This is a genomic window from Microbacterium sp. B19(2022) (assembly GCF_012030385.1).
Lineage (GTDB): Bacteria > Actinomycetota > Actinomycetes > Actinomycetales > Microbacteriaceae > Microbacterium > Microbacterium oxydans_B.
The window spans coordinates 13,306-33,817 of the sequence record NZ_JAAUVO010000030.1 but is presented as its reverse complement, the minus strand read 5'-3'; the positions used below and the strand labels follow the sequence as shown (position 1 = coordinate 33,817).

General features: G+C 68.2%; 19 protein-coding genes. 10 read left to right on the top strand and 9 right to left on the bottom strand.

Annotation, left to right across the window (positions count from 1 at the left end; translation table 11 throughout):
• The 5 genes from HCX50_RS18910 to sdhC all read right to left on the bottom strand — a co-directional run.
• Window positions 1–1,134 (bottom strand): YhjD/YihY/BrkB family envelope integrity protein (locus HCX50_RS18910; RefSeq protein ID WP_167635375.1); only part of this gene is annotated, 1,134 nt, incomplete at its 3' end.
• A 127-nt stretch (window positions 1,135–1,261) separates the two neighbouring features.
• Entirely contained in the window at window positions 1,262–2,029 is a 768-nt protein-coding gene (locus tag HCX50_RS18905; protein ID WP_091030828.1) for a succinate dehydrogenase iron-sulfur subunit, read from the bottom strand.
• Window positions 2,030–2,031: 2 nt separating this feature from the next.
• On the bottom strand, window positions 2,032–3,858 hold the full coding sequence (gene sdhA, locus HCX50_RS18900) for a succinate dehydrogenase flavoprotein subunit (protein ID WP_167635374.1): 1,827 nt from the start codon (window positions 3,856–3,858) through the stop codon (window positions 2,032–2,034).
• A gap of 18 nt (window positions 3,859–3,876) precedes the next feature.
• Window positions 3,877–4,323: a succinate dehydrogenase hydrophobic membrane anchor subunit gene (locus HCX50_RS18895; RefSeq protein ID WP_167635373.1), complete on the bottom strand. Its 447-nt coding sequence runs from the start codon at window positions 4,321–4,323 to the stop codon at window positions 3,877–3,879.
• On the bottom strand, window positions 4,323–4,757 hold the full coding sequence (gene sdhC, locus HCX50_RS18890) for a succinate dehydrogenase, cytochrome b556 subunit (RefSeq protein ID WP_072591539.1): 435 nt from the start codon (window positions 4,755–4,757) through the stop codon (window positions 4,323–4,325). The genes HCX50_RS18895 and sdhC overlap by 1 nt, the downstream gene beginning before the upstream one ends.
• Window positions 4,758–4,936: 179 nt before the next feature.
• Here sdhC and HCX50_RS18885 point away from each other — a divergent pair, with 179 nt between their 5' ends.
• The 10 genes from HCX50_RS18885 to HCX50_RS18840 all read left to right on the top strand — a co-directional run bounded on the left by HCX50_RS18885 (window position 4,937) and on the right by HCX50_RS18840 (window position 16,468).
• Complete coding sequence (locus HCX50_RS18885; RefSeq protein ID WP_091030817.1) at window positions 4,937–6,052, top strand: mannose-1-phosphate guanylyltransferase; 1,116 nt, start codon at window positions 4,937–4,939, stop codon at window positions 6,050–6,052.
• Window positions 6,053–6,212: 160 nt separating this feature from the next.
• Entirely contained in the window at window positions 6,213–7,325 is a 1,113-nt protein-coding gene (locus HCX50_RS18880) for a BMP family lipoprotein (RefSeq protein ID WP_091030813.1), read from the top strand.
• 120 nt (window positions 7,326–7,445) lie between these two features.
• A complete protein-coding gene (locus HCX50_RS18875) occupies window positions 7,446–8,960 on the top strand; it encodes an ABC transporter ATP-binding protein (RefSeq protein WP_167635372.1) in 1,515 nt (504 codons plus the stop codon).
• Entirely contained in the window at window positions 8,957–10,276 is a 1,320-nt protein-coding gene (locus HCX50_RS18870; protein ID WP_167635371.1) for an ABC transporter permease subunit, read from the top strand. The genes HCX50_RS18875 and HCX50_RS18870 overlap by 4 nt, the downstream gene beginning before the upstream one ends.
• Window positions 10,273–11,559 (top strand): ABC transporter permease, encoded by a 1,287-nt coding sequence (locus tag HCX50_RS18865; protein ID WP_091030799.1) that lies wholly within the window; start codon window positions 10,273–10,275, stop codon window positions 11,557–11,559. The genes HCX50_RS18870 and HCX50_RS18865 overlap by 4 nt, the downstream gene beginning before the upstream one ends.
• A gap of 44 nt (window positions 11,560–11,603) precedes the next feature.
• On the top strand, window positions 11,604–12,002 hold the full coding sequence (locus tag HCX50_RS18860; RefSeq protein WP_029262551.1) for a cytidine deaminase: 399 nt from the start codon (window positions 11,604–11,606) through the stop codon (window positions 12,000–12,002).
• Window positions 11,999–13,291: a thymidine phosphorylase gene (locus HCX50_RS18855; RefSeq protein WP_167635370.1), complete on the top strand. Its 1,293-nt coding sequence runs from the start codon at window positions 11,999–12,001 to the stop codon at window positions 13,289–13,291. Before HCX50_RS18860 ends, HCX50_RS18855 begins: the two co-directional genes overlap by 4 nt.
• 50 nt (window positions 13,292–13,341) lie before the next feature.
• Window positions 13,342–14,457 (top strand): adenosine deaminase, encoded by a 1,116-nt coding sequence (locus HCX50_RS18850; RefSeq protein WP_091030791.1) that lies wholly within the window; start codon window positions 13,342–13,344, stop codon window positions 14,455–14,457.
• A 2-nt stretch (window positions 14,458–14,459) separates the two neighbouring features.
• A complete protein-coding gene (locus tag HCX50_RS18845; protein ID WP_337750223.1) occupies window positions 14,460–15,575 on the top strand; it encodes a polysaccharide deacetylase family protein in 1,116 nt (371 codons plus the stop codon).
• A gap of 26 nt (window positions 15,576–15,601) precedes the next feature.
• Window positions 15,602–16,468: a carbohydrate kinase family protein gene (locus tag HCX50_RS18840; protein ID WP_167635369.1), complete on the top strand. Its 867-nt coding sequence runs from the start codon at window positions 15,602–15,604 to the stop codon at window positions 16,466–16,468.
• A gap of 3 nt (window positions 16,469–16,471) precedes the next feature.
• On the opposite strand, the gene HCX50_RS18835 is transcribed toward HCX50_RS18840, so the two are convergent.
• Genes HCX50_RS18835 through HCX50_RS18820 form a run of 4 tightly spaced genes read right to left on the bottom strand, consistent with a single transcriptional unit; the run spans window position 16,472 to window position 20,432 of the window.
• Window positions 16,472–17,218 carry an alpha/beta hydrolase gene (locus HCX50_RS18835; RefSeq protein ID WP_167635368.1) on the bottom strand — a complete coding sequence of 249 codons (747 nt, stop codon included), beginning with the start codon at window positions 17,216–17,218 and terminating at the stop codon, window positions 16,472–16,474.
• A gap of 9 nt (window positions 17,219–17,227) precedes the next feature.
• Entirely contained in the window at window positions 17,228–18,193 is a 966-nt protein-coding gene (locus HCX50_RS18830; RefSeq protein ID WP_167635367.1) for an SDR family oxidoreductase, read from the bottom strand.
• The gene (locus tag HCX50_RS18825) at window positions 18,193–19,143 is read right to left on the bottom strand and encodes a bile acid:sodium symporter family protein (RefSeq protein ID WP_167635366.1); all 951 of its coding nucleotides are present in this window, start codon (window positions 19,141–19,143) and stop codon (window positions 18,193–18,195) included. The genes HCX50_RS18830 and HCX50_RS18825 overlap by 1 nt, the downstream gene beginning before the upstream one ends.
• Window positions 19,140–20,432, bottom strand: coding sequence for a flavin-containing monooxygenase (locus HCX50_RS18820; protein ID WP_167635365.1), 1,293 nt, complete (start codon window positions 20,430–20,432; stop codon window positions 19,140–19,142). Before HCX50_RS18820 ends, HCX50_RS18825 begins: the two co-directional genes overlap by 4 nt.
• Window positions 20,433–20,512: the final 80 nt, after the last annotated feature.

The window sequence follows — 20,512 nt, the reverse complement described above, 5'->3', positions numbered from 1 at the left end:
ATCCACGGGCGGGGGAGGGGAGGCCTCGAGAGCCGCGAGCTCGTTCTCCGCAGCCCGCACCGCCCGTCCGGCGGTCCATGCCTGCAACCACGGGGCGGCGTCGCGGGCCGCATGGGCCTCTCGCACACGGATCCGCGCGGCGGTGAGTAGCGTCTCGTACTCGATCAGTCGGCGCTCCGCCTCGGTCTGCTCCAGCAGGGGCTGGTCCCGGTCGTTCGCGGCGACCGCGATCCAGGACGACGCCACCAGCATCACGACGCCGTTGATGCGGAACCAGAGGAGGAGGCCGATGAAGATGGCGAAGGTCGCGAGCAGCGGATTCGACGGGGTGTAGCTCAGCAGGAAGCCGGCTCCGTACTGGAGCACGGTCATCGCGCCGCCGCCGAGAAGGGCGCCGGGCCAGATGGTCCGCCACTGCAGCGACGTTCCCGTGAGGAAGCGGACCATGGCGGCCAGCGCCGTCGACATGATGACGAACGACACGATGACGGTCGCGATGCGGATGCCGAGGTTCAGCCCGTCCGAGCCGGAATCCCAGCCCAGCAGACTGACGAGCCAGCTCAACACGGCGGCGCTGGCGGAGCTGAGGAGGGAGCCGACGATCAGCGAGACGCCGAAGATCAGGGCCGCGAGCAAGTCGCGGGCCTTCAGGATGACGTAGCTGCGCCGGTCCGGAGGAAGGCCGAAGATGTCCCTCGTCGCTCGCCGCGAGAACGTCACCCAGCCGATGGCCGTCCAGATGACGGTTCCGAGGGCGATCAGACCGGTGATGCCCAGGACGTTGGCCGTGCTCGCGGCCACATCCTGCACCTGCTCCGGCGTGAAGACGCCGCCCTCGGGGAGGATCAGGTTGGGGATGTAGCGGTTGATCATGTCGATCAGACCGTTGACGGCCTCCTCGCTGCCACCGAGCCAGAGCCCGGTGATGGCGAAGGCGAGGTAGATGGCCGCGAAGATCGCGAAGAGCGCCTGATAGCTCACACCCGCAGCGAGCAGGAATCCGTTGTGCTGCAGGAAGTGCCGCCAGACGCGCACGGGGAACAGGCCGAGGGTGCGCTGCGTGAGTGCGGTCGCGCGCTCGACGGCCGCATCGAGGCGACCGGGCTCGGCCGCGGAGCCATCGGGTTCAGACACGTCCCCACCCTATCCAAGCGCTGCGCGATGCGAGAGCAGCCGGGCACGCGAGAACAGGCGACGACATGAGAACAGGCGGCCCCCGAAGGGAACCGCCTGTTCTCGGATGATGGCCTGATGCGGCGCGTCAGGGACGCCCGCGAAGGACCGCCTGCTTGACCTCGGCGATGGCCTTGGTGACCTCGATGCCGCGGGGGCAGGCCTCGGAGCAGTTGAAGGTCGTGCGGCAGCGCCACACGCCTTCCTTGTCGTTGAGGATGTCCAGACGCACGGCCGCGTTGTCGTCGCGGGAGTCGAAGATGAAGCGGTGCGCGTTCACGATCGCGGCGGGGCCGAAGTACTGACCGTCTGTCCAGAACACGGGGCAGGACGAGGTGCACGCGGCGCACAGGATGCACTTGGTGGTGTCGTCGAAGATCTCGCGGTCGGCGATGGTCTGGACGCGCTCCTTGCCCTTCTCCGGGACGGAGCTGGCGACGAGGAACGGCTGCACCTCGCGGTATGAGGCGAAGAACGGCTCCATGTCGACGACGAGGTCCTTCTCCAGCGGCAGACCCTTGATGGCTTCCACGTAGATGGGCTTCGAGATGTCGAGGTCCTTGATCAGCGTCTTGCAGGCCAGGCGGTTGCGGCCGTTGATGCGCATGGCGTCGGAGCCACAGATGCCGTGTGCGCAGGAGCGGCGGAAGGTCAGCGAGCCGTCGACCTCCCACTTGATCTTGTGCAGCGCATCGAGGACGCGGTCGGTGGAGTAGAGCTCCACGTCGTAGTCGACCCAGTGCGGTTCCGCGTCGACCTCGGGGTCGAAGCGGCGGATGTTGAACGTCACGATGAAGGACTGGATGCCGGTCTCTTCGGTCGTGTCCGCGGGTGCTTCGGCGATGGCGTTCGACATTCTCAGTACTTCCTCTCCATCGGCGGGTAGTTCAACTCGCCCTGATCGTTCTTCGTGAAGACGACGGGCTTCCAGTCGAGCTTGATGTGGTCGCTCGGGGTCGACGAGTGCGGGTCGCCGGTGAGGTAGGCCATGGTGTGCTTCATGTACTTCTCGTCGTCACGCGTCGGGAAGTCGTCGCGCATGTGGCCGCCACGGCTCTCCTCGCGGTTCTGCGCGGCGTAGACCACGACCTCGGCGATGTCGAGCAGGAAGCCCAGCTCGACGGCCTCGAGCAGGTCGGTGTTGAAACGCTTGCCCTTGTCGTCGACGTGCACGTTCTTGTAGCGCTCACGCAGCTCGGCGATCACGCCCAGCACGTGCTGCAGCGAGTCGTGCGTGCGGAACACCTGAGCGCCCTTGTCCATCTCGTCCTGCAGCGTCTTGCGCAGCACGGCGATGCGCTCGGTGCCCTGGTTGTTGCGCAGGTCCTCGAGCATGCCGGAGACGAAACCGGCGGGGTTTTCGGGCAGCGGCACGAACTCGGCCGTCTTGACGTACTCGACGGCGTTGCGGCCGCTGCGCTTGCCGAACACGTTGATGTCGAGCAGCGAGTTGGTGCCGAGGCGGTTGGCGCCGTGCACCGAGACGCAGGCGCACTCGCCGGCGGCGTACAGGCCGGGGACGACCGTGTCGTTGTCGGCCAGGACCTCGCCGTTGTTGTTGGTCGGGATGCCGCCCATGGCGTAGTGCGCGGTCGGCATCACCGGGACCGGCTCGACGACCGGGTCGACGCCCAGGTACGTGCGGGCGAACTCCGTGATGTCGGGCAGCTTGGTCTCGAGGACCTCGGCGCCCAGGTGCGTGCAGTCCAGCAGCACGTAGTCCTTGTGCGGGCCGGCGCCGCGGCCTTCCGCGACTTCCTGCACCATGCAGCGCGCGACGATGTCACGCGGAGCGAGGTCCTTGATCGTGGGGGCGTAGCGCTCCATGAATCGCTCGCCCGAGGCGTTGCGCAGGATCGCGCCCTCGCCTCGTGCGCCCTCGGTGAGGAGGATGCCGAGGCCGGCGAGTCCGGTCGGATGGAACTGGAAGAACTCCAGGTCCTCGAGGGGGAGGCCCTTGCGCCAGACGATGCCGACGCCGTCGCCCGTGAGGGTGTGCGCGTTCGAGGTCGTCTTGAAGATCTTGCCGAAGCCGCCGGTCGCGAAGATCACGGCCTTGGCCTGGAACACGTGCAGCTCGCCGGTCGAGAGGTCGTACGCGACGACGCCCGAGACCTGGGTCTTGCCGTCGGCATCCTTCACCGTCAGCAGGTCGAGCACATAGAACTCGTTGAAGAAGTTGATGCCGAGCTTGACGCAGTTCTGGAACAGCGTCTGCAGGATCATGTGGCCGGTGCGGTCGGCGGCGTAGCAGGCGCGGCGGACCGGGGTCTTGCCGTGCTCTGCCGTGTGCCCGCCGAAACGGCGCTGGTCGATCTTGCCCTCGGGTGTGCGGTTGAAGGGGAGGCCCATGTTCTCGAGGTCGATGACCGCCTCGATGGCCTCCTTCGCGAGGATCTCCGCCGCGTCCTGGTCGACGAGGTAGTCGCCGCCCTTGACGGTGTCGAAGGTGTGCCACTCCCACGAGTCCTCTTCGACGTTCGCGAGGGCTGCCGCCATGCCGCCCTGTGCTGCACCGGTGTGCGAGCGCGTGGGGTACAGCTTGGAGATCACGGCGGTCTTCGCGCCGGGGCCGGCCTCGATGGCCGCCCGCATGCCGGCGCCACCGGCGCCCACGATCACGATGTCGAACTGGTGGTAATGCACGCCGTCACGGACGACGGAATCCTGCGTCTGGGTAGTCACTTCTTCTTAGCCTTCTTCTCAGTTCCCGACCAGTGCGGCGCATTCGCTCCACAGGACGCTGTCCTCGGTCGCACCCAGGCACGGGTCGAACGTGAAGACGACGAGCGTGCCCAGGATGATGAGCAGGCCGGCGGCGAGCCCGAGGGCCCAGGTGAGGGCCTTCCGGGCGGTGGTGTTCGTGACGTAGTCGTTCACGATCGTGCGCATGCCGTTGGCGCCGTGGATCAGTGCGAGCCACAGCATCAGCACGTCCCACCACTGCCAGAACGGCGTGGCGAACTTGCCGGCGATGAATGCGAAGTCGAGGGCGTGGATGCCCTCGCCGACCATGAGGTTGACGAAGAGGTGGCCGAAGATCAGCACGACGAGCACGATGCCCGAGGCGCGCATGAAGACCCAGCCCCACTTCTCGAGGTTGACTCCGCGCCGGCGGCGAGCCGGGGCTGCGATGGTCTGCGCGGTCATCAGTGTCCCCCTCCGAATCCGGCGAACGCGAGCATCAGGTGGCGGGGCACGAAGCCGGCCATGATGATGCCCCAGACCAGCAGCACGCCCCAGAAGAGCTGACGCTGGTACTTGGCGCCCTTCGACCAGAAGTCGACGGCGATGATGCGCAGCCCGTTCATCGCGTGGAACACGATGCCGGCCACGAGCACGACCTCGCCGAGCGCCATGATGGGGTTCTTGTACGTGCCGATCACGGCGTTGTACGCCTCCGGCGAGACCCTGATCAGTGCCGTGTCGAGCACGTGCACCAACAGGAAGAAGAAGATGGCGACTCCGGTGATGCGGTGAAGCACCCACGACCACATGCCTTCGCGGCCCCGATAAAGGGTGCCGCGGGGGGTCTTGGACGTGGTTTCCGAAATCGACGGTGTCAAGCGAGCGCTCGTGGACACGGTCGTCCTCCCTGATCGATGTGCGTCGGTCGCATGCGCTGCTCTCGTTCAAGTGTGAGCCTGTCGAAGTCAGGCACGCCCGATCGCTGTCCATCCTATTCCTGTCAGAAGACTGGGAGCGACGAAGGGGAGCCTAAGTATCTCGATGTCGAGAGGTCTCGTCGGGCTACCCTGGCAGGGTGAGCGCACCCATCAAGGATTTCTACGCAGTGATTCCCGCCGGCGGCATCGGCAGCCGGCTCTGGCCGCTCTCCCGTGCGGACGCGCCCAAGTTCCTGCACGACCTCACGGGTTCCGGGCATTCGCTGCTCCGTGACACCTGGGACCGCCTGGAGCCGCTCAGCGGATCCGACCGGATCGCCGTGGTCACCGGGCGCGCGCACCGTGCCGCGGTCGAGGCCGAGCTGCCGGGCATCGCCGACCTCAACGTCTTCCTGGAGTCGGAGCCGCGGGAGTCAGCCGCCGCGATCGGCCTCGCCGCCGCGATCCTGCACCGGCGCGAGCCCGACGTGATCATCGGCTCGTTCAGCGCGGACCATGTGATCCGCAGCACGCGCGTGTTCGAGTTCGCGGTGCGCGACGCCGTCGAGGTCGCCCGCGAGGGATACATCTGCACCATCGGCATCTCGCCCACCGAGCCCGCGATCGGGTTCGGTTACATCAAGAAGGGTCCGGAACTGGTCGTAGACGGCGCGCGCGAGGCCGCGCTCGTGGAGAGCTTCGTCGAGAAGCCCGACCTGGAGACGGCGAAGGAGTACCTCGCCGATCGCGACTATCTGTGGAACGCCGGCATGTTCATCGCGAAGGCGAGCGTGCTGCTGGAAGAACTCGCCGCGAACGAGCCCGAGCTGCACGCCGGGCTCCTCGAACTCGCCGAAGCCTGGGACGACCGCGAGCTGCGCGGACCCGCGGTCGACCGCATCTGGCCGCGCCTGAAGAAGATCGCCATCGACTACGCGGTGGCCGAGCCGGCCGCCCGCCGCGGACGGCTCGCCGTCGTCCCCGGTCACTTCGACTGGGACGACGTGGGCGACTTCGCCTCGCTGACCAAGCTCATCAACAACGGGCGCAAGAACGACCTCGCCGTCCTCGGGCCGAACGCCCGGGTGCTGACCGACGGCGCGAGCGGAATCCTCGTCAGCCAGACGTCTCGGGTGATCAGCCTGGTGGGCGTCCAGGACATCGTCGTCGTCGACACCCCCGACGCTCTGCTGGTCACCACGGTCGAGCACGCGCAGCGGGTGAAGGGCGTCGTCGAGTCCCTCAAGCTCACCGGCCGGGGAGACGTGCTCTGACGCCTGCGCCGATGAGCAGGCGTTCACGCTCATCGGGTGGCTTGATTTCAGCTTTGTAACCTTTGGCCAGCGCATCCGCTGCGCACGTGCGCAAAAGGCGAAACAGTAGGTAACTTTGATCGATCCGCGATGGCCGCGGTTTCGTTGAGGGAGGCATCAGTTGACCATCTCCACCACCAAGAAGCTGCTCGGCGCGACGGTCGCCGCGGGCGTCATCTTCGCGCTCGCCGGCTGCGGTCAGGCACCGACCGACAAGCCCGCAGGCTCCGAGAAGCCGGTCGACTCCGACTTCCTTCCCTGCCTCATCTCCGACGCGGGCGGCTGGAACGACAAGTCGTTCAACCAGTCGGCCAAGGAGGGCATGGACAGCGCGGCTGAAGAACTCAGCATCAAGCCGCTCGAGTTCGAGTCCGCGAACGACAACGACTACGCCCCGAACCTGGAGACCGCCGTCTCCGAAGGCTGCTCGCTCATCGTCGCGGTCGGCTTCAAGCTCTCGGCAGCCACGGTCGAGTCCGCGCTCGCGAACCCCGAGATCGACTACGCGATCATCGACGACTACGCCGACAACGACTTCGACGGCACCACCGATGCTCCGAACATCAAGCCCCTCGTCTTCGACACCGCGCAGGCGGCCTACCTCGGCGGCTACGCCGCGGCAGCCTGGTCCGCGCAGAGCGGCGTGAACAAGGTCGGCACCTTCGGCGGCATGCAGATCCCGTCGGTCGCCGTGTTCATGGACGGCTACCAGCTCGGCGTCGACAAGTACAACGAGGACAAGTCGGCTGCGGTCGAAGTCTTCGGTTGGGACGCCGCGACGCAGAAGGGATCGTTCACGGGCGGCTTCGACGCGAACGACACCGCCAAGCAGACCGCGCAGGGCGTGCTCGACCAGGGCGTCGACGTGATCCTCCCGGTCGGCGGTCCCGTCTACCAGAGCGCTGCTGCGGCGATCACCGACAGCGGCAAGGACACGCTGATGCTCGGCGTCGACAGCGACCTGGCCGTGGCTGACCCGAACGTGGCCGGCATGACGCTGGTCTCGATCATGAAGGCGATCGACGTCGCCGTGCATGACGCCACCGTCGCCGCCGCCGCCGGTGAGTTCGACGCAGCGCCGTACGTGGGCACGCTCGAGAACGAGGGCGTCAAGCTCTCCGGCTTCGGCGACTTCGAGGGCGACCTCCCCGAGGGCCTGGTCGACGAGCTGGCCGAGCTGCAGAAGCAGATCATCGCCGGTGACATCACGGTGGAGTCCGAGAACTCCCCGTAAGTCGTAACCGGTCCAGCACGGGGCGAGTGGTGAGCAGTCTGCCACTCGCCCCGTGCCGTGGACGGACGATGATTCTCCTGGATGACTGTTCTGGATAACTCTTCTGGATAAGGTGCAGATATGAAGCTCGAACTTCGCGGCATCACCAAGCGATTCGGTAGCCTCGTGGCCAACGACCACATCGATCTGGTGGTCGAGCCGGGGGAGATCCACGCGCTCCTCGGCGAGAACGGCGCGGGCAAGTCCACACTCATGAACGTCCTCTACGGCCTCTATCAGGCCGATGAAGGTGAGATCCTCCTCGATGACGAGGTGCAGCGCTTCCGCGGTCCTGGCGACGCGATGGCTGCGGGGATCGGCATGGTCCACCAGCACTTCATGCTCGTCCCGGTCTTCACCGTGGCCGAGAACGTGATGCTCGGTCACGAGCAGACCAAAGCGCTCGGAAGGCTCGACATCGCGAAGGCGCGAGAGCACGTGCGGTCGGTGGCTGCCCGGTTCGGATTCGACATCGATCCGGATGCGCTCGTGGGCGACCTGCCCGTCGGCGTGCAGCAGCGGGTCGAGATCATCAAGGCCCTGTCCCGCGATGCGAAGGTGCTCGTGTTCGACGAGCCGACGGCCGTCCTCACCCCGCAGGAGACCGACGAGCTGATGAACATCATGCGTCAGCTGCGCGATGAGGGCACGGCGATCGTGTTCATCACGCACAAGCTGCGCGAGGTGCGGGAGGTGGCCGACAAGATCACCATCGTCCGCCTCGGCAAGGTCGTCGGCGAGGCTTCGCCCACCGCGACGAACGCGGAGCTCGCCTCCCTCATGGTCGGTCGCGCGGTCGAACTGACCGTGCACAAGGACCCGCCCCGCCTGGGCGAGGGTGGTTTCGAAGTCAAGGGACTGCGCGTCCTGACGCCCACCGGCGCGATCGTCGTCGACGGTGTCGACCTCGCCGTCCGACCGGGTGAGGTCCTCGCGATCGCCGGCGTGCAGGGCAACGGCCAGACCGAGCTGGTGGAGGCCATCGTCGGCCTCGCGGCCCGCGTCGAAGGCAGCATCGTGCTCGACGGGAAGGAACTCGTCGGTAAGAGCGTGCGCGCCATCCTCGACGCCGGCGTCGGCTTCGTCCCGGAAGATCGCACGGAGGACGGCCTGGTCGCCGGATTCTCCGTCGCGGAGAATCTCATCCTCGACCGCTCGGACGACCCGGCCTTCAGCCGAGCCGGCACGTTGCGCCGCGCAGCCCTCGACGAGTTCGCCCGTGCGCGCATCACCGAGTACGACATCCGCACGCAGGGGCCGGAGACGGCGGCGGGCACGCTGTCGGGCGGTAACCAGCAGAAGGTCGTCATCGCCCGGGAGATGAGCCGCGACCTGCGGCTCCTCGTCGCCGCGCAGCCGACACGTGGCGTGGACGTCGGCTCGATCGAGTTCATCCACAAGCGCATCATCGAGACGCGCGATGCGGGCATCCCCGTGATCGTCGTCTCCACGGAGCTCGACGAGGTCGCAGCTCTCGCCGACCGGATCGCGGTCATGTACCGCGGCACGATCGTCGGCATCGTCCCCGGCGACACGCCTCGGGAGACGCTCGGACTCATGATGGCCGGAGCGGCCGAAGGGGAGGTGGCCGCGTGAGCGGAGCGACGCCCGGCGCGGGCGATGTGACCAAGGGGATCCCGCCGCAGGAGCTCGCCACGAGCACAGGCACCGTCCCTCGAGACCCCTCCGACGTGCCCCCGCCCCCGCGCGGAAACCTCATCCTCAAGGAGATCCTCCGCGGCAACGCCGTCACGACGATCCTCGCGATCGTCCTGGCACTCGTCGTGGGCGGCATCCTCATCGCCTTCACGAACGAAGACGTGCAGGCGGCATCGGTCTACTTCTTCAACCAGCCGGGCGACACCTTCGTCGCCGCCTGGAACGCCGTGTACAACGGCTACGAGGCGCTGTTCCGTGGGGCGATCTTCAACGCCCGCGGCGCGGACTTCGCAGCCCAGATCCGTCCGCTGACGAACACCCTCGGCTTCGCGGCTCCGCTGATCGTGGCCGGCCTCGGTGTCGCTCTGGCATTCCGCGTCGGCCTGTTCAACATCGGTGCCCGTGGCCAGATGCTCATCGGCGTCGCGGTTGCGGCGCTCCTGACGTTCTCCCTCGACCTGCCGATCTGGCTGCACATCCCGGTGACGCTGATCGCCGGTATCGCCGGCGGCGCGCTCTGGGGCGCGATCGCGGGGCTCATCAAAGCGCGCACCGGTGCGCACGAGGTGATCCTCACGATCATGCTCAACTACATCGCTTACTACCTGCTGCTGTGGATGATCCGCACGCCGGGCCTGCTGCAGAAGCCGGGCACCAACCAGGCACTCGGCTCGGCGACGCCGCAGAGCGCGCAGTTCCCGACCCTGCTCGGACCGCAGTTCCCGCTGCTCGATCTCGGCTTCGTGATCGTGATCGTCGCGACCCTGTTCGTCTGGTGGCTGATCGAGCGCTCGTCGCTCGGCATGCGGATGCGCGCCGTGGGCGAGAACCCCCATGCGGCACGCGCCGCCGGCATCAGTGTGCAGCGCATCTACGTCTACGCGATGCTGTTCGCCGGAGGCCTGGCGGGTCTCGCCGGCATGAACCAGATCCAGGGTGCCGTCACCACCGGCGTGACCGAGACGATCGACGCCGGCATCGGCTTCGACGCGATCACGGTCGCGCTCCTCGGTCGCAGCCGCGCCTGGGGCACGTTCGCCGCCGGCATCCTGTTCGGGGCGCTCAAGGCGGGCTCGTTCTCGATGCAGGCGCAGGATATCCCGGTCGACATCGTCCTCGTGGTGCAGTCTCTCGTGGTGCTGTTCATCGCGGCGCCGCCGCTGCTGCGGACGGTGTTCTTCCTCCCGAAGACCGATATCGAGAAGGCTGCCAGGCTGAGAGCCAAGGCCTCGAAGAAGGCGGTGGCGGCATGATGTCCCTCGTGCAGACCCAGGCCGCTGACGGCACGGTACAGCTGGCGACCGTGAAGGAGCGGCACCTCAAGGCGCCGATCGTCCTCGCAGGCGCCACCGTGCTCCTCGCGCTGTTGTTCCTGTTCGTGCCGCGTGACGGCATCAGCACCTTCCGGCTCTCCGATCAGTCGTCTGCGCTCGCGCTGCCCGACGTCGCACTGCCCACGGCCTCGACGTTCTGGGTCGTGCTCGGAATCCTCGTGGTCTTGACGGTCGGAGCGTTCCTCCGCGCGTGGACCTACCGCACGCCTTCGCTGTGGCTGGTCATCGCCTACAGCGTGCTGGCTGTCTTCGCGTTCCTCGTCTGGGCGTCCGCCGGCGGACTCGTGCCGGTCACGAGCCTGCTGTTCGGTGCGGTCTCGCTCTCGGTACCGCTGGTGTTCGGCGCCCTGGGCGGTGTCATCGGCGAGCGTGCCGGCGTCGTGAACGTCGCCATCGAGGGGCAGCTGCTTCTCGGGGCATTCTCGGCCGCTCTGCTCTCGAGCATCACCGGCAACCCGTTCGTGGGTCTGGTCGGCGCGATGATCGGCGGCGTCCTGGTCGCCAGCGTCCTCGCCGCGTTCGCGATCAAGTACCTCGTCGAGCAGGTGATCGTCGGTGTCGTACTCAACGTCCTGGTCACCGGTCTCACCGGGTTCCTCTACGGGGCGCTGCTCGCACCGAACGAGTTGACGCTGAACACCCCGGTGCGGTTCCCGCGCGTGGAGATCCCCGTGCTCAGCGACATCCCCATCATCGGGCCGGTGCTCTTCAACCAGACGTTCATCGGGTATCTGATGTTCATCACCGTCGCCGTCGTGGCCTGGGGGCTGTATCGCACCCGGTGGGGTCTGCGGCTGCGTGCCGTCGGCGAGCACCCGCAGGCGGCCGACACCGTGGGCATCAAGGTGAACCCGACCCGGTTCTGGAACGTGCTGCTCGCCGGCGCGATCGCCGGTATGGGTGGTGCGTACTTCACGCTCGTCTCGGTGCCGCAGTTCGGCAAGGACATGACGGCCGGGCTCGGCTTCATCGCCCTCGCCGCCGTGATCTTCGGTCGCTGGGACCCGATCCGCGCGACGCTCGCGGCGCTGCTGTTCGGCTTCGCCACCAACCTGCAGAACCTGCTGTCGATCCTGAAGACACCCATTCCGGGCGAGTTCATGCTGATGCTGCCCTACGTCGTGACGTTGCTCGCGGTCGCCGGGTTCGCCGGTCAGATCAAGGCGCCCGCCGCCGACGGCAAGCCCTACATAAAGTCCTAGCCCGTATAAAGTCCTAGCCCGGTCGGAAGAGGAAAAGTATCGCAATGACAGACATCGACTGGGACGAACTGCGCCAGGTCGCCACGGATGCCATGACGAAGGCGTACGCGCCGTACTCGCGCTATCGCGTGGGGGCGGCGGCCCTCGTCGGCGACGGTCGCATCGTCGCCGGCTGCAACGTCGAGAACGCCTCCTACGGCGTGACCCTGTGCGCCGAGTGCGCCCTCGTCGGCGATCTGCACATGTCGGGCGGCGGCCAGCTCGTCGCCTTCGTGTGCGTGAACAACGACGGACAGACGATCATGCCGTGCGGACGCTGCCGTCAGCTGCTGTTCGAGCACGCGATGCCGGGCATGCTGCTGGAGACGGTCTCCGGCATCCGCACGATCGACGAGGTGCTGCCCGATGCATTCGGGCCGCGCGACCTGGAGGAAGCACGATGACTGTTGAGCCTTTCGACGCGGTGGACGTGATCCGCGCCAAGCGCGACGGCGGTGCGGTCCCCGAGGCGGCGCTGCGGTGGATGATCGACGCGTACACCCGCGGCTATGTCTCCGATGCGCAGATGGCCTCGTTCGCGATGGCGATCTTCCAGCGCGGGATGGAGCGTGATGAGATCCGCGTGCTGACCGACGCGATGATCGCGTCGGGGGAGCGGATGAGCTTCGCCTCCCTCGGCAAGAAGACCGTCGACAAGCACTCCACCGGCGGTGTCGGCGACAAGATCACCCTTCCGCTCGCTCCGCTGGTCGCGTCGTTCGGCGTCGCCGTTCCCCAGCTCAGCGGTCGCGGACTCGGCCACACCGGCGGCACGCTCGACAAGCTCGAGTCGATCCCCGGCTGGCGCGCCGCCCTCAGCAACGAGGAGATGTTCGCGCAGATGCAGGGCGACGTCGGTGCGGTCATCTGCTCGGCGGGCTCGGGTCTCGCGCCCGCCGACAAGAAGCTGTACGCCCTCCGCGACGTCACCGGCACGGTCGAGGCGATCCCGCTGATCGCGTCGAGCATCATGTCGAAGAAGATCGCCGAGGGCACCGACGCGCTCGTGCTCGACGTGAAGTTCGGCTCCGGCGCCTTCATGCAGGACATCGACCGCGCCCGGGAACTCGCGCGCACGATGGTCGCGCTCGGCACCGACTCCGGCGTGGCGACCACCGCGCTCCTCACCGACATGAACGTGCCGCTCGGACTCGCGATCGGCAATGCCAACGAGGTCCGCGAATCCGTCGAGGTCCTCGCCGGCGGCGGCCCCGCCGATGTCCGCGAGCTGACCCTCGCCCTGGCACGGGAGATGCTCGCCCTCGCCGGACAGCCGGATGCCGACGTGGAGGCCGCGCTCGACGACGGCCGGGCGATGGACACCTGGAAGGCGATGATCCGCGCCCAGGACGGCGACCCCGATGCGGCGCTGCCGACCGCGCGGGAGACGCACGTCGTGACGGCCCCGGCCGACGGTGTGATGACGCGCATGGACGCACTGCCGTTCGGCATCGCCGCCTGGCGACTCGGAGCCGGTCGCGCCAGGGCCGAGGATCCGGTGATCTTCGAGGCGGGGATCGACCTGCACGCCAAACCCGGTGACCGCGTCGTCGCGGGGCAGCCGCTGTTCACCCTCTCCGCTGCCGACGACGCACGCTTCGGCCGGGCTCTCGATGCTCTCGAGAGCTCGTGGGAGATCGGCGACGAGGCTCCGGCCACCGGTCCCATCGTGCGCGAGCGCATCACGGCGTGACGCGCGACCGCTAGCCTGAACTGAGCACATCCGCGACCGAGAGGATCACCATGTCGATCGATGCGAACGGCGACGTCACGCTGCAGGGCGTCTCCCTGCGGAGCCTCCCGAAGGTGTCGCTGCACGACCACCTCGACGGCGCTCTGCGCCCCTCGACGATCCTCGAGCTCGCGGACTCCATCGGCCTCGAGGTCCCGGAATCCACGCCCGCAGCCCTCGGAAAGTGGTTCGCGAAGCAGAGCGACTCCGGTTCGCTGGTCGAGTACCTCAAGACGTTCGACCTGACCACCGCTGTCATGCAGACCCAGGAGGGACTCACCCGCGTCGCGCGCGAGTTCGTCCAGGACCTCGCAGCCGACGGTGTGGTCTACGGCGAGGTGCGCTGGGCTCCGGAGCAGCACCAGGCGCAGGGCCTCACGCTCGAGCAGACCGTCGAAGCCGTGCAGCAGGGCATCGAGGAGGGTGAGGACGCGGCGGACCGTGACGGTCGCAGCATCCGCGTCGGCCAGCTCATCACGGCGATGCGCCACACCGACCGTGCCCGGGAGATCGCGGAGCTCGCGGTCGACTTCCGCGGTCGCGGTGCCGTCGGCTTCGACATCGCCGGCCCGGAAGACGGCTTCCCGCCGTCGAACCACCGCGCGGCTTTCGACTACCTCGCCGACAACTTCTTCCCGGTCACCGTACACGCGGGCGAGGCCGCAGGTCTCGCCTCGATCCGATCGGCGCTGATCGACGGTCGCGCGCTGCGCCTGGGCCACGGCGTGCGTATCGCCGAAGACCTCCAGGTCGTCACGCAGGAGGGCGACGAGGTACAGGTGCAGTTCGGCGATCTGGCCCGCTGGGTGCGCGACCGTGAGATCCCGCTCGAGCTCTCGCCGTCGTCGAACCTGCAGACCGGAGCGATCGCCGCGTGGGGCGACACCCTGGCCGACCACCCGTTCGACCTGTTGTACCAGCTCGGATTCGCGGTGACGGTGAACGTCGACAATCGCACGATGAGCGCCACCTCGCTGACGCGCGAGCTCGCCCTGCTCGTGGAGACGTTCGAGTACGACCTCGACGATCTCGAGACGTTCCAGTTCAATGCGGCTGCGGCCGCGTTCCTCCCCGTCGAGGAGCGGGAGGAGCTCGTCGAGTTGATCGCCGAGGGATTCGACATCTGACCGTGGCTTCCGGGGGGAGGCGGCGCGGGGGCGTCGCGGGCATCATCATCGCGGCGGTGATCGTCGTCGTGGGCGCCGGCTTCACGGCATACGTCTGGCTGAACCACGCACCGGCCGAGGCCGAAGCGAAGCCGACACGGACGCCGACGCCGGTCGTGACCCCGACGCCACTGACACCGGCGGAGCAGCTCATCGCGGACGCCGATGATCCGCTCGCCTGCGCGGTGACATTCACGGGCGAAGGGGTTCCGGCCGACCCCCAGCTGCAGCGGCAGGACGGTCTGTACCAGGCACTCCCGATCCCGGCGGTCGCCGGCCGCGTGTTCGCCGGCTGGTACGCGACGGCGGCGGATGCCGCGGCCTACACCGTCGCCGCGCGGGTCAACGGTGCGGACCCCGTCGTCTGCGACCAGCAGCAGGTCGAGCTCTTCGCCGCCTGGAAGACGCCGGAGCAGAACACGGCCGAGGGCGTGCAGGTCCCGATCCTCATGTACCACCAGTTCACGGCGAATCCCGAGGGCGAGTCCGGGTGGCTGCGCGGGAACTACGCGTACATCGGCGACTTCGACGCGCACATGAACCACATCGCGACGACGGGCTTCTACCTGCCCACCTGGGACGAGCTCAGCGCCTTCATCGACGGTCGGCTCTCGCTGCCCGCGCGGAGCGTGATCATCACGGATGACGATGCCGACCAGACCTGGTTCGACCTCGGGGCCCCGGTCGTGGCGGCGCACAAGCTGCTCGCGACCTCTTTCATGGTGACGGCGTACCGGTCCGACCCGCCGCCGTCGATCCACGTGCTGCGCCGCTCCCATACGCACGACATGCACAAGGCGGGCGACAACGGCGACGGCCTGATGGTCAACTGGACCGCGGATCAGATCGCCGCCGACCTCAACCTCTCCGGCGACACTCTGGGCGTTCGCGAGGTCATCGCGTATCCCTTCGGGCACTACAACGACACCGCCAAGCAGGGCGTCACGCAGGCCGGCTACGAGATGGCGCGGACGATCGAACCCGGGTTCGTGACCATCGGCACCGACAAGCTCGCCCTCCCCGTGGTGCGCATCGACTACGGGATGGGACTCGACGCCCTGGTATCGCGCATCGGCTGACGGCGTCGGGGCGGCAGGATAGTCGCATGCCTGATTCCGTCTTCATCGCCGGTCCCGCCTCATGGAACACGATCGTCGTGCTCGATCGACTCCCCGAGCCGGTGCCCCACATGCAGTTCGCCGAGGAGACGTGGGCGACCGTGGGCGGCACGAGTGCCGGCAAGGCCCTGAGCCTCACCGGGCTCGGGCGTGCGACGCAGCTCGATGCCCTCGCCGGACCCGATGAGGAGGGCGACCGCGTGCGTGCGGCCCTCGACGGTGCGGGAGTGCGAGTGCGCTGGGGTCAAGGAACCACCGAGCGGCATCTGAACCTCATGACCCGCGAGGGAGCCCGGGTTTCGCTGTACCTGTCGTCGCCGGACGCGACCACGGGCGAGGACGACGCGTGGGTGCGCGAACGGATGGGGGAGGCGGGCGCGATCGTGCTCGACCTCGCTGCCGAACCGCGGCGGCTCCTGCCGGTCGCGCGCGAGACGGGCGTCCCGATCTGGGTCGACGTGCACGACTACGACGGTGAGGCCGCGTTCCACCGCCCGTTCCTGGCGGCGGCGGACGCCGTGTTCTGCAACGCGGATCGCCTTGCAAACCCGGTCGCGTTCCTGCACTCGCGTATCGCGGCCGGTGCCTCACTCGCCGTGTGCACGCTCGGGGCGGAGGGCGCGGTGGCCGTGGATGCAGACGGAATCGAGTACCGGGTGGCCGCCGTGCCCGTCGAGGTCATCGACACGAACGGTGCGGGCGACGCCTTCCTCGCGGGCGTGCTCGATGCGCGCCTGGACGGGGCGGGAGTCGGCGCGGCACTCGAGGCGGGCGCGCGGACAGCCGCAACCGTTCTCCGTTCGCGGCACCTGCATCCGCTGCTGGATGCGGTCGTCGGCTCGGCGGGGGAGTGAACGTCAGGGCGCGAGCGGCGCGAGGAACTCTTCGGTGAGGCGCGTGACCTCGTCGTGCATCTCTTCCGTCGAGATCGTCGGGGTGCCGTCGCCGTCCTGAGGGCCGTAATCGCCGAAGGACGCGTGCGACGCCCCTTCGATCTCCACCATCTCGGCGTCGGCGGGCAGCAGATCCCGCGCGTCGGCGATCTTCTCCGGAGTGGAGAGGCCGTCTTCGCTTCCGGAGAGGCTGAGGACGGGAAGCCCGTTCTCCGACACGTCGGTCGCGCAGTACGACCCGAACAGCACGAGCGCGTCGGCATCCGCGGCGAGCTGGCAGGCGCGGACGCCGCCCAGCGAGTGTCCGCCGACGCCCCAGACATCGACGTCGGGGGCGGCCGAGGTGAAGGCGTCGAGTCCGCGCGGGTCGAAGAAGGCCAGGTTCAGCCAGGGGCGGGTGATCACGACCGTGGTTCCCTCCTCGGCGAGCCCCTGGAGGATGGCCGCGTAGGCCCACGGGTCGACCTTGGCGCCCGGGATGAAGACCAGGCCGAGATCCGAGTCGCCGTCGGCGGGGGCGAGCACGATGCCCTCGTCCGCGTCGGTGACCGTGATCGCGGGGTTCTCCCGCACGCTCGCGAGCGGTTCCGGCTCGGCGGCCATGACACCGATCTGCGTGTACGCGACGACGCCGACCACCGCCAGCACCAGCACGATCGCGAGACTCCACAGCACACGTTTCAGGACCCGGCGGCCACGCTTCTTCTGCACGGATCAACGCTACCCCGCGTCGACGCCCGTCCGAGCGACGGCTGAGTGCGTACGGAGGTACTCCTCGAAGGCCTCCCGCGTGGTGCGGCGAGGCGTGTAGCCGAACACCTCCTTCAGTCGGCGATTCGCCAGCACCGGGCGGTACCGCAGGAACGGGACCTTCTCCGGTCCGTGCGGGGTGAGCCGCAGCATTCGTCCGATCCGCAGCACGCTCGACAGTGCCCACGCGGGCAGCACGATCTGCGGTTTGCCGAGACGAGCAGCGATCTCCGGCACCGTCATCCGTCCGTCGCCCGCGACGTTGAAGATGCCCGCGGGGCCGTCGGTCGCCGCCCGCACCATCGCGGCCGCCACATCGTCCACCCAGATGAACACGAAGGGCGACTCCGAGCCGGAGATGCGAAGGATCCGCCGGCCGTCCCAGAGCGCGGTGATCTGGTTGCGCACGGTCGGACCGAGGATCGTGCCGATGCGGAAGATCACCTGGTCGAGATCGGGGTGGGTACGCCGGTGCTCGGCCAGCATCTCCTCGACCAGCCGCTTGTGCCGGGCGTACGGGAACGCGTCGTTGCCTCGAAGCGGCTGGTCCTCGTCGATCCACTCCGGGTTGTCCGCGTGGTATCCGTACGCGGCACCCGAGCTGGAGACCACGATGCGGCGGACTCCCGCCTCGACGCACGCGGCGAGGACGTTGGCGGAACCGGTCACATCGACGCGGTACTCCAGATCGACGTCGTGGCCGGGATTCACAATCGCCGCGAGGTGCACGACCGTGTCGATGCGGTGCTGCCGCAGCACGGGAGCGATCGCCGCGGCATCCGTCACGTCCAGCGTCGCATCGATGACGCCCGCGCGGGGTGCGCCCGCTCGCAGGTCCGCGGCGACCACGACCTCGACGTCGTCACGGGCCGCGAGGGCCTCAGCCACGTGCGAGCCGAGGAAGCCGCTGCCGCCCGTAATCAGCACCCGGGGCATCAGGCGGCCTCGACGGTCGTGCGGCCGCTCGCGTCGCCGGTGCTCGAGCCCGTGCGCTTCCTGGTGTGCCGTGCCCAGAGTCCGGCCAGGACGAGGCCGGCGACGATGTCCCAGATGCCCCACCAGCCGGCCACGATCGCCATGCCGCCGAGTCCGTCGAAGAACAGGAACACCAGGCCGAGCCCGAGGCCGGCGTTGCGGATGCCGACTTCGAACGTCATGGCCTTGCGCTCGCGGGTGCCGAGTCCGCCGACCACCGCTGTGCCGTAGCCGAGCGCGAGCGCCACCGCGTCGTGCACCGCGACCACCAGCAGGATGATGCCGAGAACCTGCACGAACACCGCCCAGTTGCCGACGAGCGCGGCGATGATGAAGCCGAGCAGCGCGATCAGGCTGAACCACTTCACGAACGGCTGCACGCGGGCGCTGAAGCCCGGTGCCTTGGCGCGCAGGAGCAGACCGACGGCGAAGGGGAGACCGACGATGAGGAAGATCTCCAAAAGCATCCGCCACGGGTCGAGCGTGATGTCGCGCAGCAGAGTGCGGGCGGTCGGATGCAGCGAGGCCCAGAACGTGATGCTCAGCGGCATCGCGACGATGTAGATGAGGTTTCCCACCGCCGTGAGCGACACCGAGAGGGCGACGTTGCCGCCGGCGCGGTGGGTCAGCACCTGCGAGATGTTCCCCGGAGGGCAGCAGGCCACGAGCAGCATCCCGAGCGCCATCGACGGCGGAACAGGGAGCACGAGTGTGAGCAGGAACGTCGCGATGGGCAGCAGGAGCAGCTGGGCGAGGATCGCGATCGCGAACGGTTTCGGATGCTTCGCTACGACGCGGAAGTCACTCGGCGAGGTGTCCAGCGCGATGCCGAACATGATGAGACCGAGGACCACGTTGAGGATCGTCAGCGTGCCGGGTGTGAACGAGAGGACGACGTCGTCGACGTTCATGCCGAGGCCTCCAGTGCGCGCTTCTCATCCCGTACGGCGCCCCGGTAGGCATCCTTGTTCACGTAGTACGCCATCCGGTCGAGGCCCAGGTAGTGATAACCGCCCGTCAGATCCGGCCACGACGTTCCGGTGACCCGCTCGCGGAAGCGGGCGGCCCGCGCGGGATCGGTCTCGACCGCGTCGAGGTAGGCGGCGAGCAGCTCGGCCTGTTCGTAGCGGCCCTGCCAGCCGATGCCCGACGCCTCGATCATGCCCATCACGTAGAGCCCGTTGAAAGAGGCGGGGAAGACATTCAGGAAGAGTCGTGGCGAGGCGCCCTGCCAGTGCAGGTGCTCCCGGTCGACGAACGGATAGTCCAGGGTGTAGCCGGTCGCGAGCAGCACGAGGTCGTACTCGTCGGCGCTGCCGTCGCGGAAGTGCACCGTGTGCCCGTCGAAGTGGTCGATGTCCGGGCGGATGCGCAGGTCGCCCTGGCCCAGGTGGTTGAGGATCAGGGTGTTCACGATCGGGTGTGACTCGTAGATGCGGTAGTCGGGCTTCGGGAACCCGAACCGCACGGGGTCGCCCGTGAACGCCCGCAGGACGCGGCTGTCGACCGCCTGCTTGATGCGCGCCGGCAGCGGGCGGCCCTGGTTGAGGGTGTCGCTGGGCTTGCCGAACAGGTAGCGCGGCACGAAGTAGTACCCGCGTCGCACGCTCATGTCGACGGACACGGCGTGGTGCACGGCATCCACGGCGATGTCGCAGCCCGAGTTGCCGGCGCCGATCAGCAGCACCCGCTTGCCGCGCAGCTGCTCCGGCGACTTGTAGGCGCTGGTGTGCAGCAGTTCGCCCGTGAAGTCCCCGCGGAACGTCGGCACGTTCGGCTCGGCGAGTGTTCCGTTGGCGAGGACGACGCCGGCGTACCAGCGGGTGTCGGTACCGTCGGGGCCGGAACTGGTGAGGTCCCAGCCGCCGTCGGCAGGCTCGAGGCGCGTGACGCGCGCGTCGAACCGGAACAGGCCGGTGAGCCCGAAGTGGTCGGCGAAGTCGTCGAAGTACTCCTTCAGCACCCGGTGGCCGGGGTAGTCGACCCGCGAGCGCATCGGGAACTCGGCGAACTCGGTCGTGGTGCGCGACGAGATCAGATGCGCGGATTCGTACATCGTGCTGCGGGGGTTGGTGATGTCCCAGAGGCCGCCCACGCTGTGGGAGGCCTCATAGCCGTCCACGGCGATTCCGCGCTTCTGCAGCGCGCGCGCCGCGGCCAACCCCGATGGACCCGCGCCGATCACGGCGTATCTGTTCATGCTGCTCCCCGCACGTCAGTGTGCTCGAAAAACGCCCCCGCTCACCGATCGTAATGGGTGGGCGGGGGCGTCGAGTTCCG

What these genes read in the sequence shown, in the direction of transcription:
- HCX50_RS18840 (WP_167635369.1), top strand. Translation starts at nt 15,602, where the DNA reads ATGCCTGATTCCGTCTTCATCGCCGGTCCCGCCTCATGGAACACGATC.
- HCX50_RS18905 (WP_091030828.1), bottom strand. Translation starts at nt 2,029, where the DNA reads ATGTCGAACGCCATCGCCGAAGCACCCGCGGACACGACCGAAGAGACC.
- HCX50_RS18850 (WP_091030791.1), top strand. Translation starts at nt 13,342, where the DNA reads ATGTCGATCGATGCGAACGGCGACGTCACGCTGCAGGGCGTCTCCCTG.
- HCX50_RS18865 (WP_091030799.1), top strand. Translation starts at nt 10,273, where the DNA reads ATGATGTCCCTCGTGCAGACCCAGGCCGCTGACGGCACGGTACAGCTG.
- HCX50_RS18895 (WP_167635373.1), bottom strand. Translation starts at nt 4,323, where the DNA reads ATGACCGCGCAGACCATCGCAGCCCCGGCTCGCCGCCGGCGCGGAGTC.
- HCX50_RS18875 (WP_167635372.1), top strand. Translation starts at nt 7,446, where the DNA reads ATGAAGCTCGAACTTCGCGGCATCACCAAGCGATTCGGTAGCCTCGTG.
- HCX50_RS18830 (WP_167635367.1), bottom strand. Translation starts at nt 18,193, where the DNA reads ATGCCCCGGGTGCTGATTACGGGCGGCAGCGGCTTCCTCGGCTCGCAC.
- HCX50_RS18855 (WP_167635370.1), top strand. Translation starts at nt 11,999, where the DNA reads ATGACTGTTGAGCCTTTCGACGCGGTGGACGTGATCCGCGCCAAGCGC.
- HCX50_RS18860 (WP_029262551.1), top strand. Translation starts at nt 11,604, where the DNA reads ATGACAGACATCGACTGGGACGAACTGCGCCAGGTCGCCACGGATGCC.
- HCX50_RS18820 (WP_167635365.1), bottom strand. Translation starts at nt 20,432, where the DNA reads ATGAACAGATACGCCGTGATCGGCGCGGGTCCATCGGGGTTGGCCGCG.
- HCX50_RS18825 (WP_167635366.1), bottom strand. Translation starts at nt 19,143, where the DNA reads ATGAACGTCGACGACGTCGTCCTCTCGTTCACACCCGGCACGCTGACG.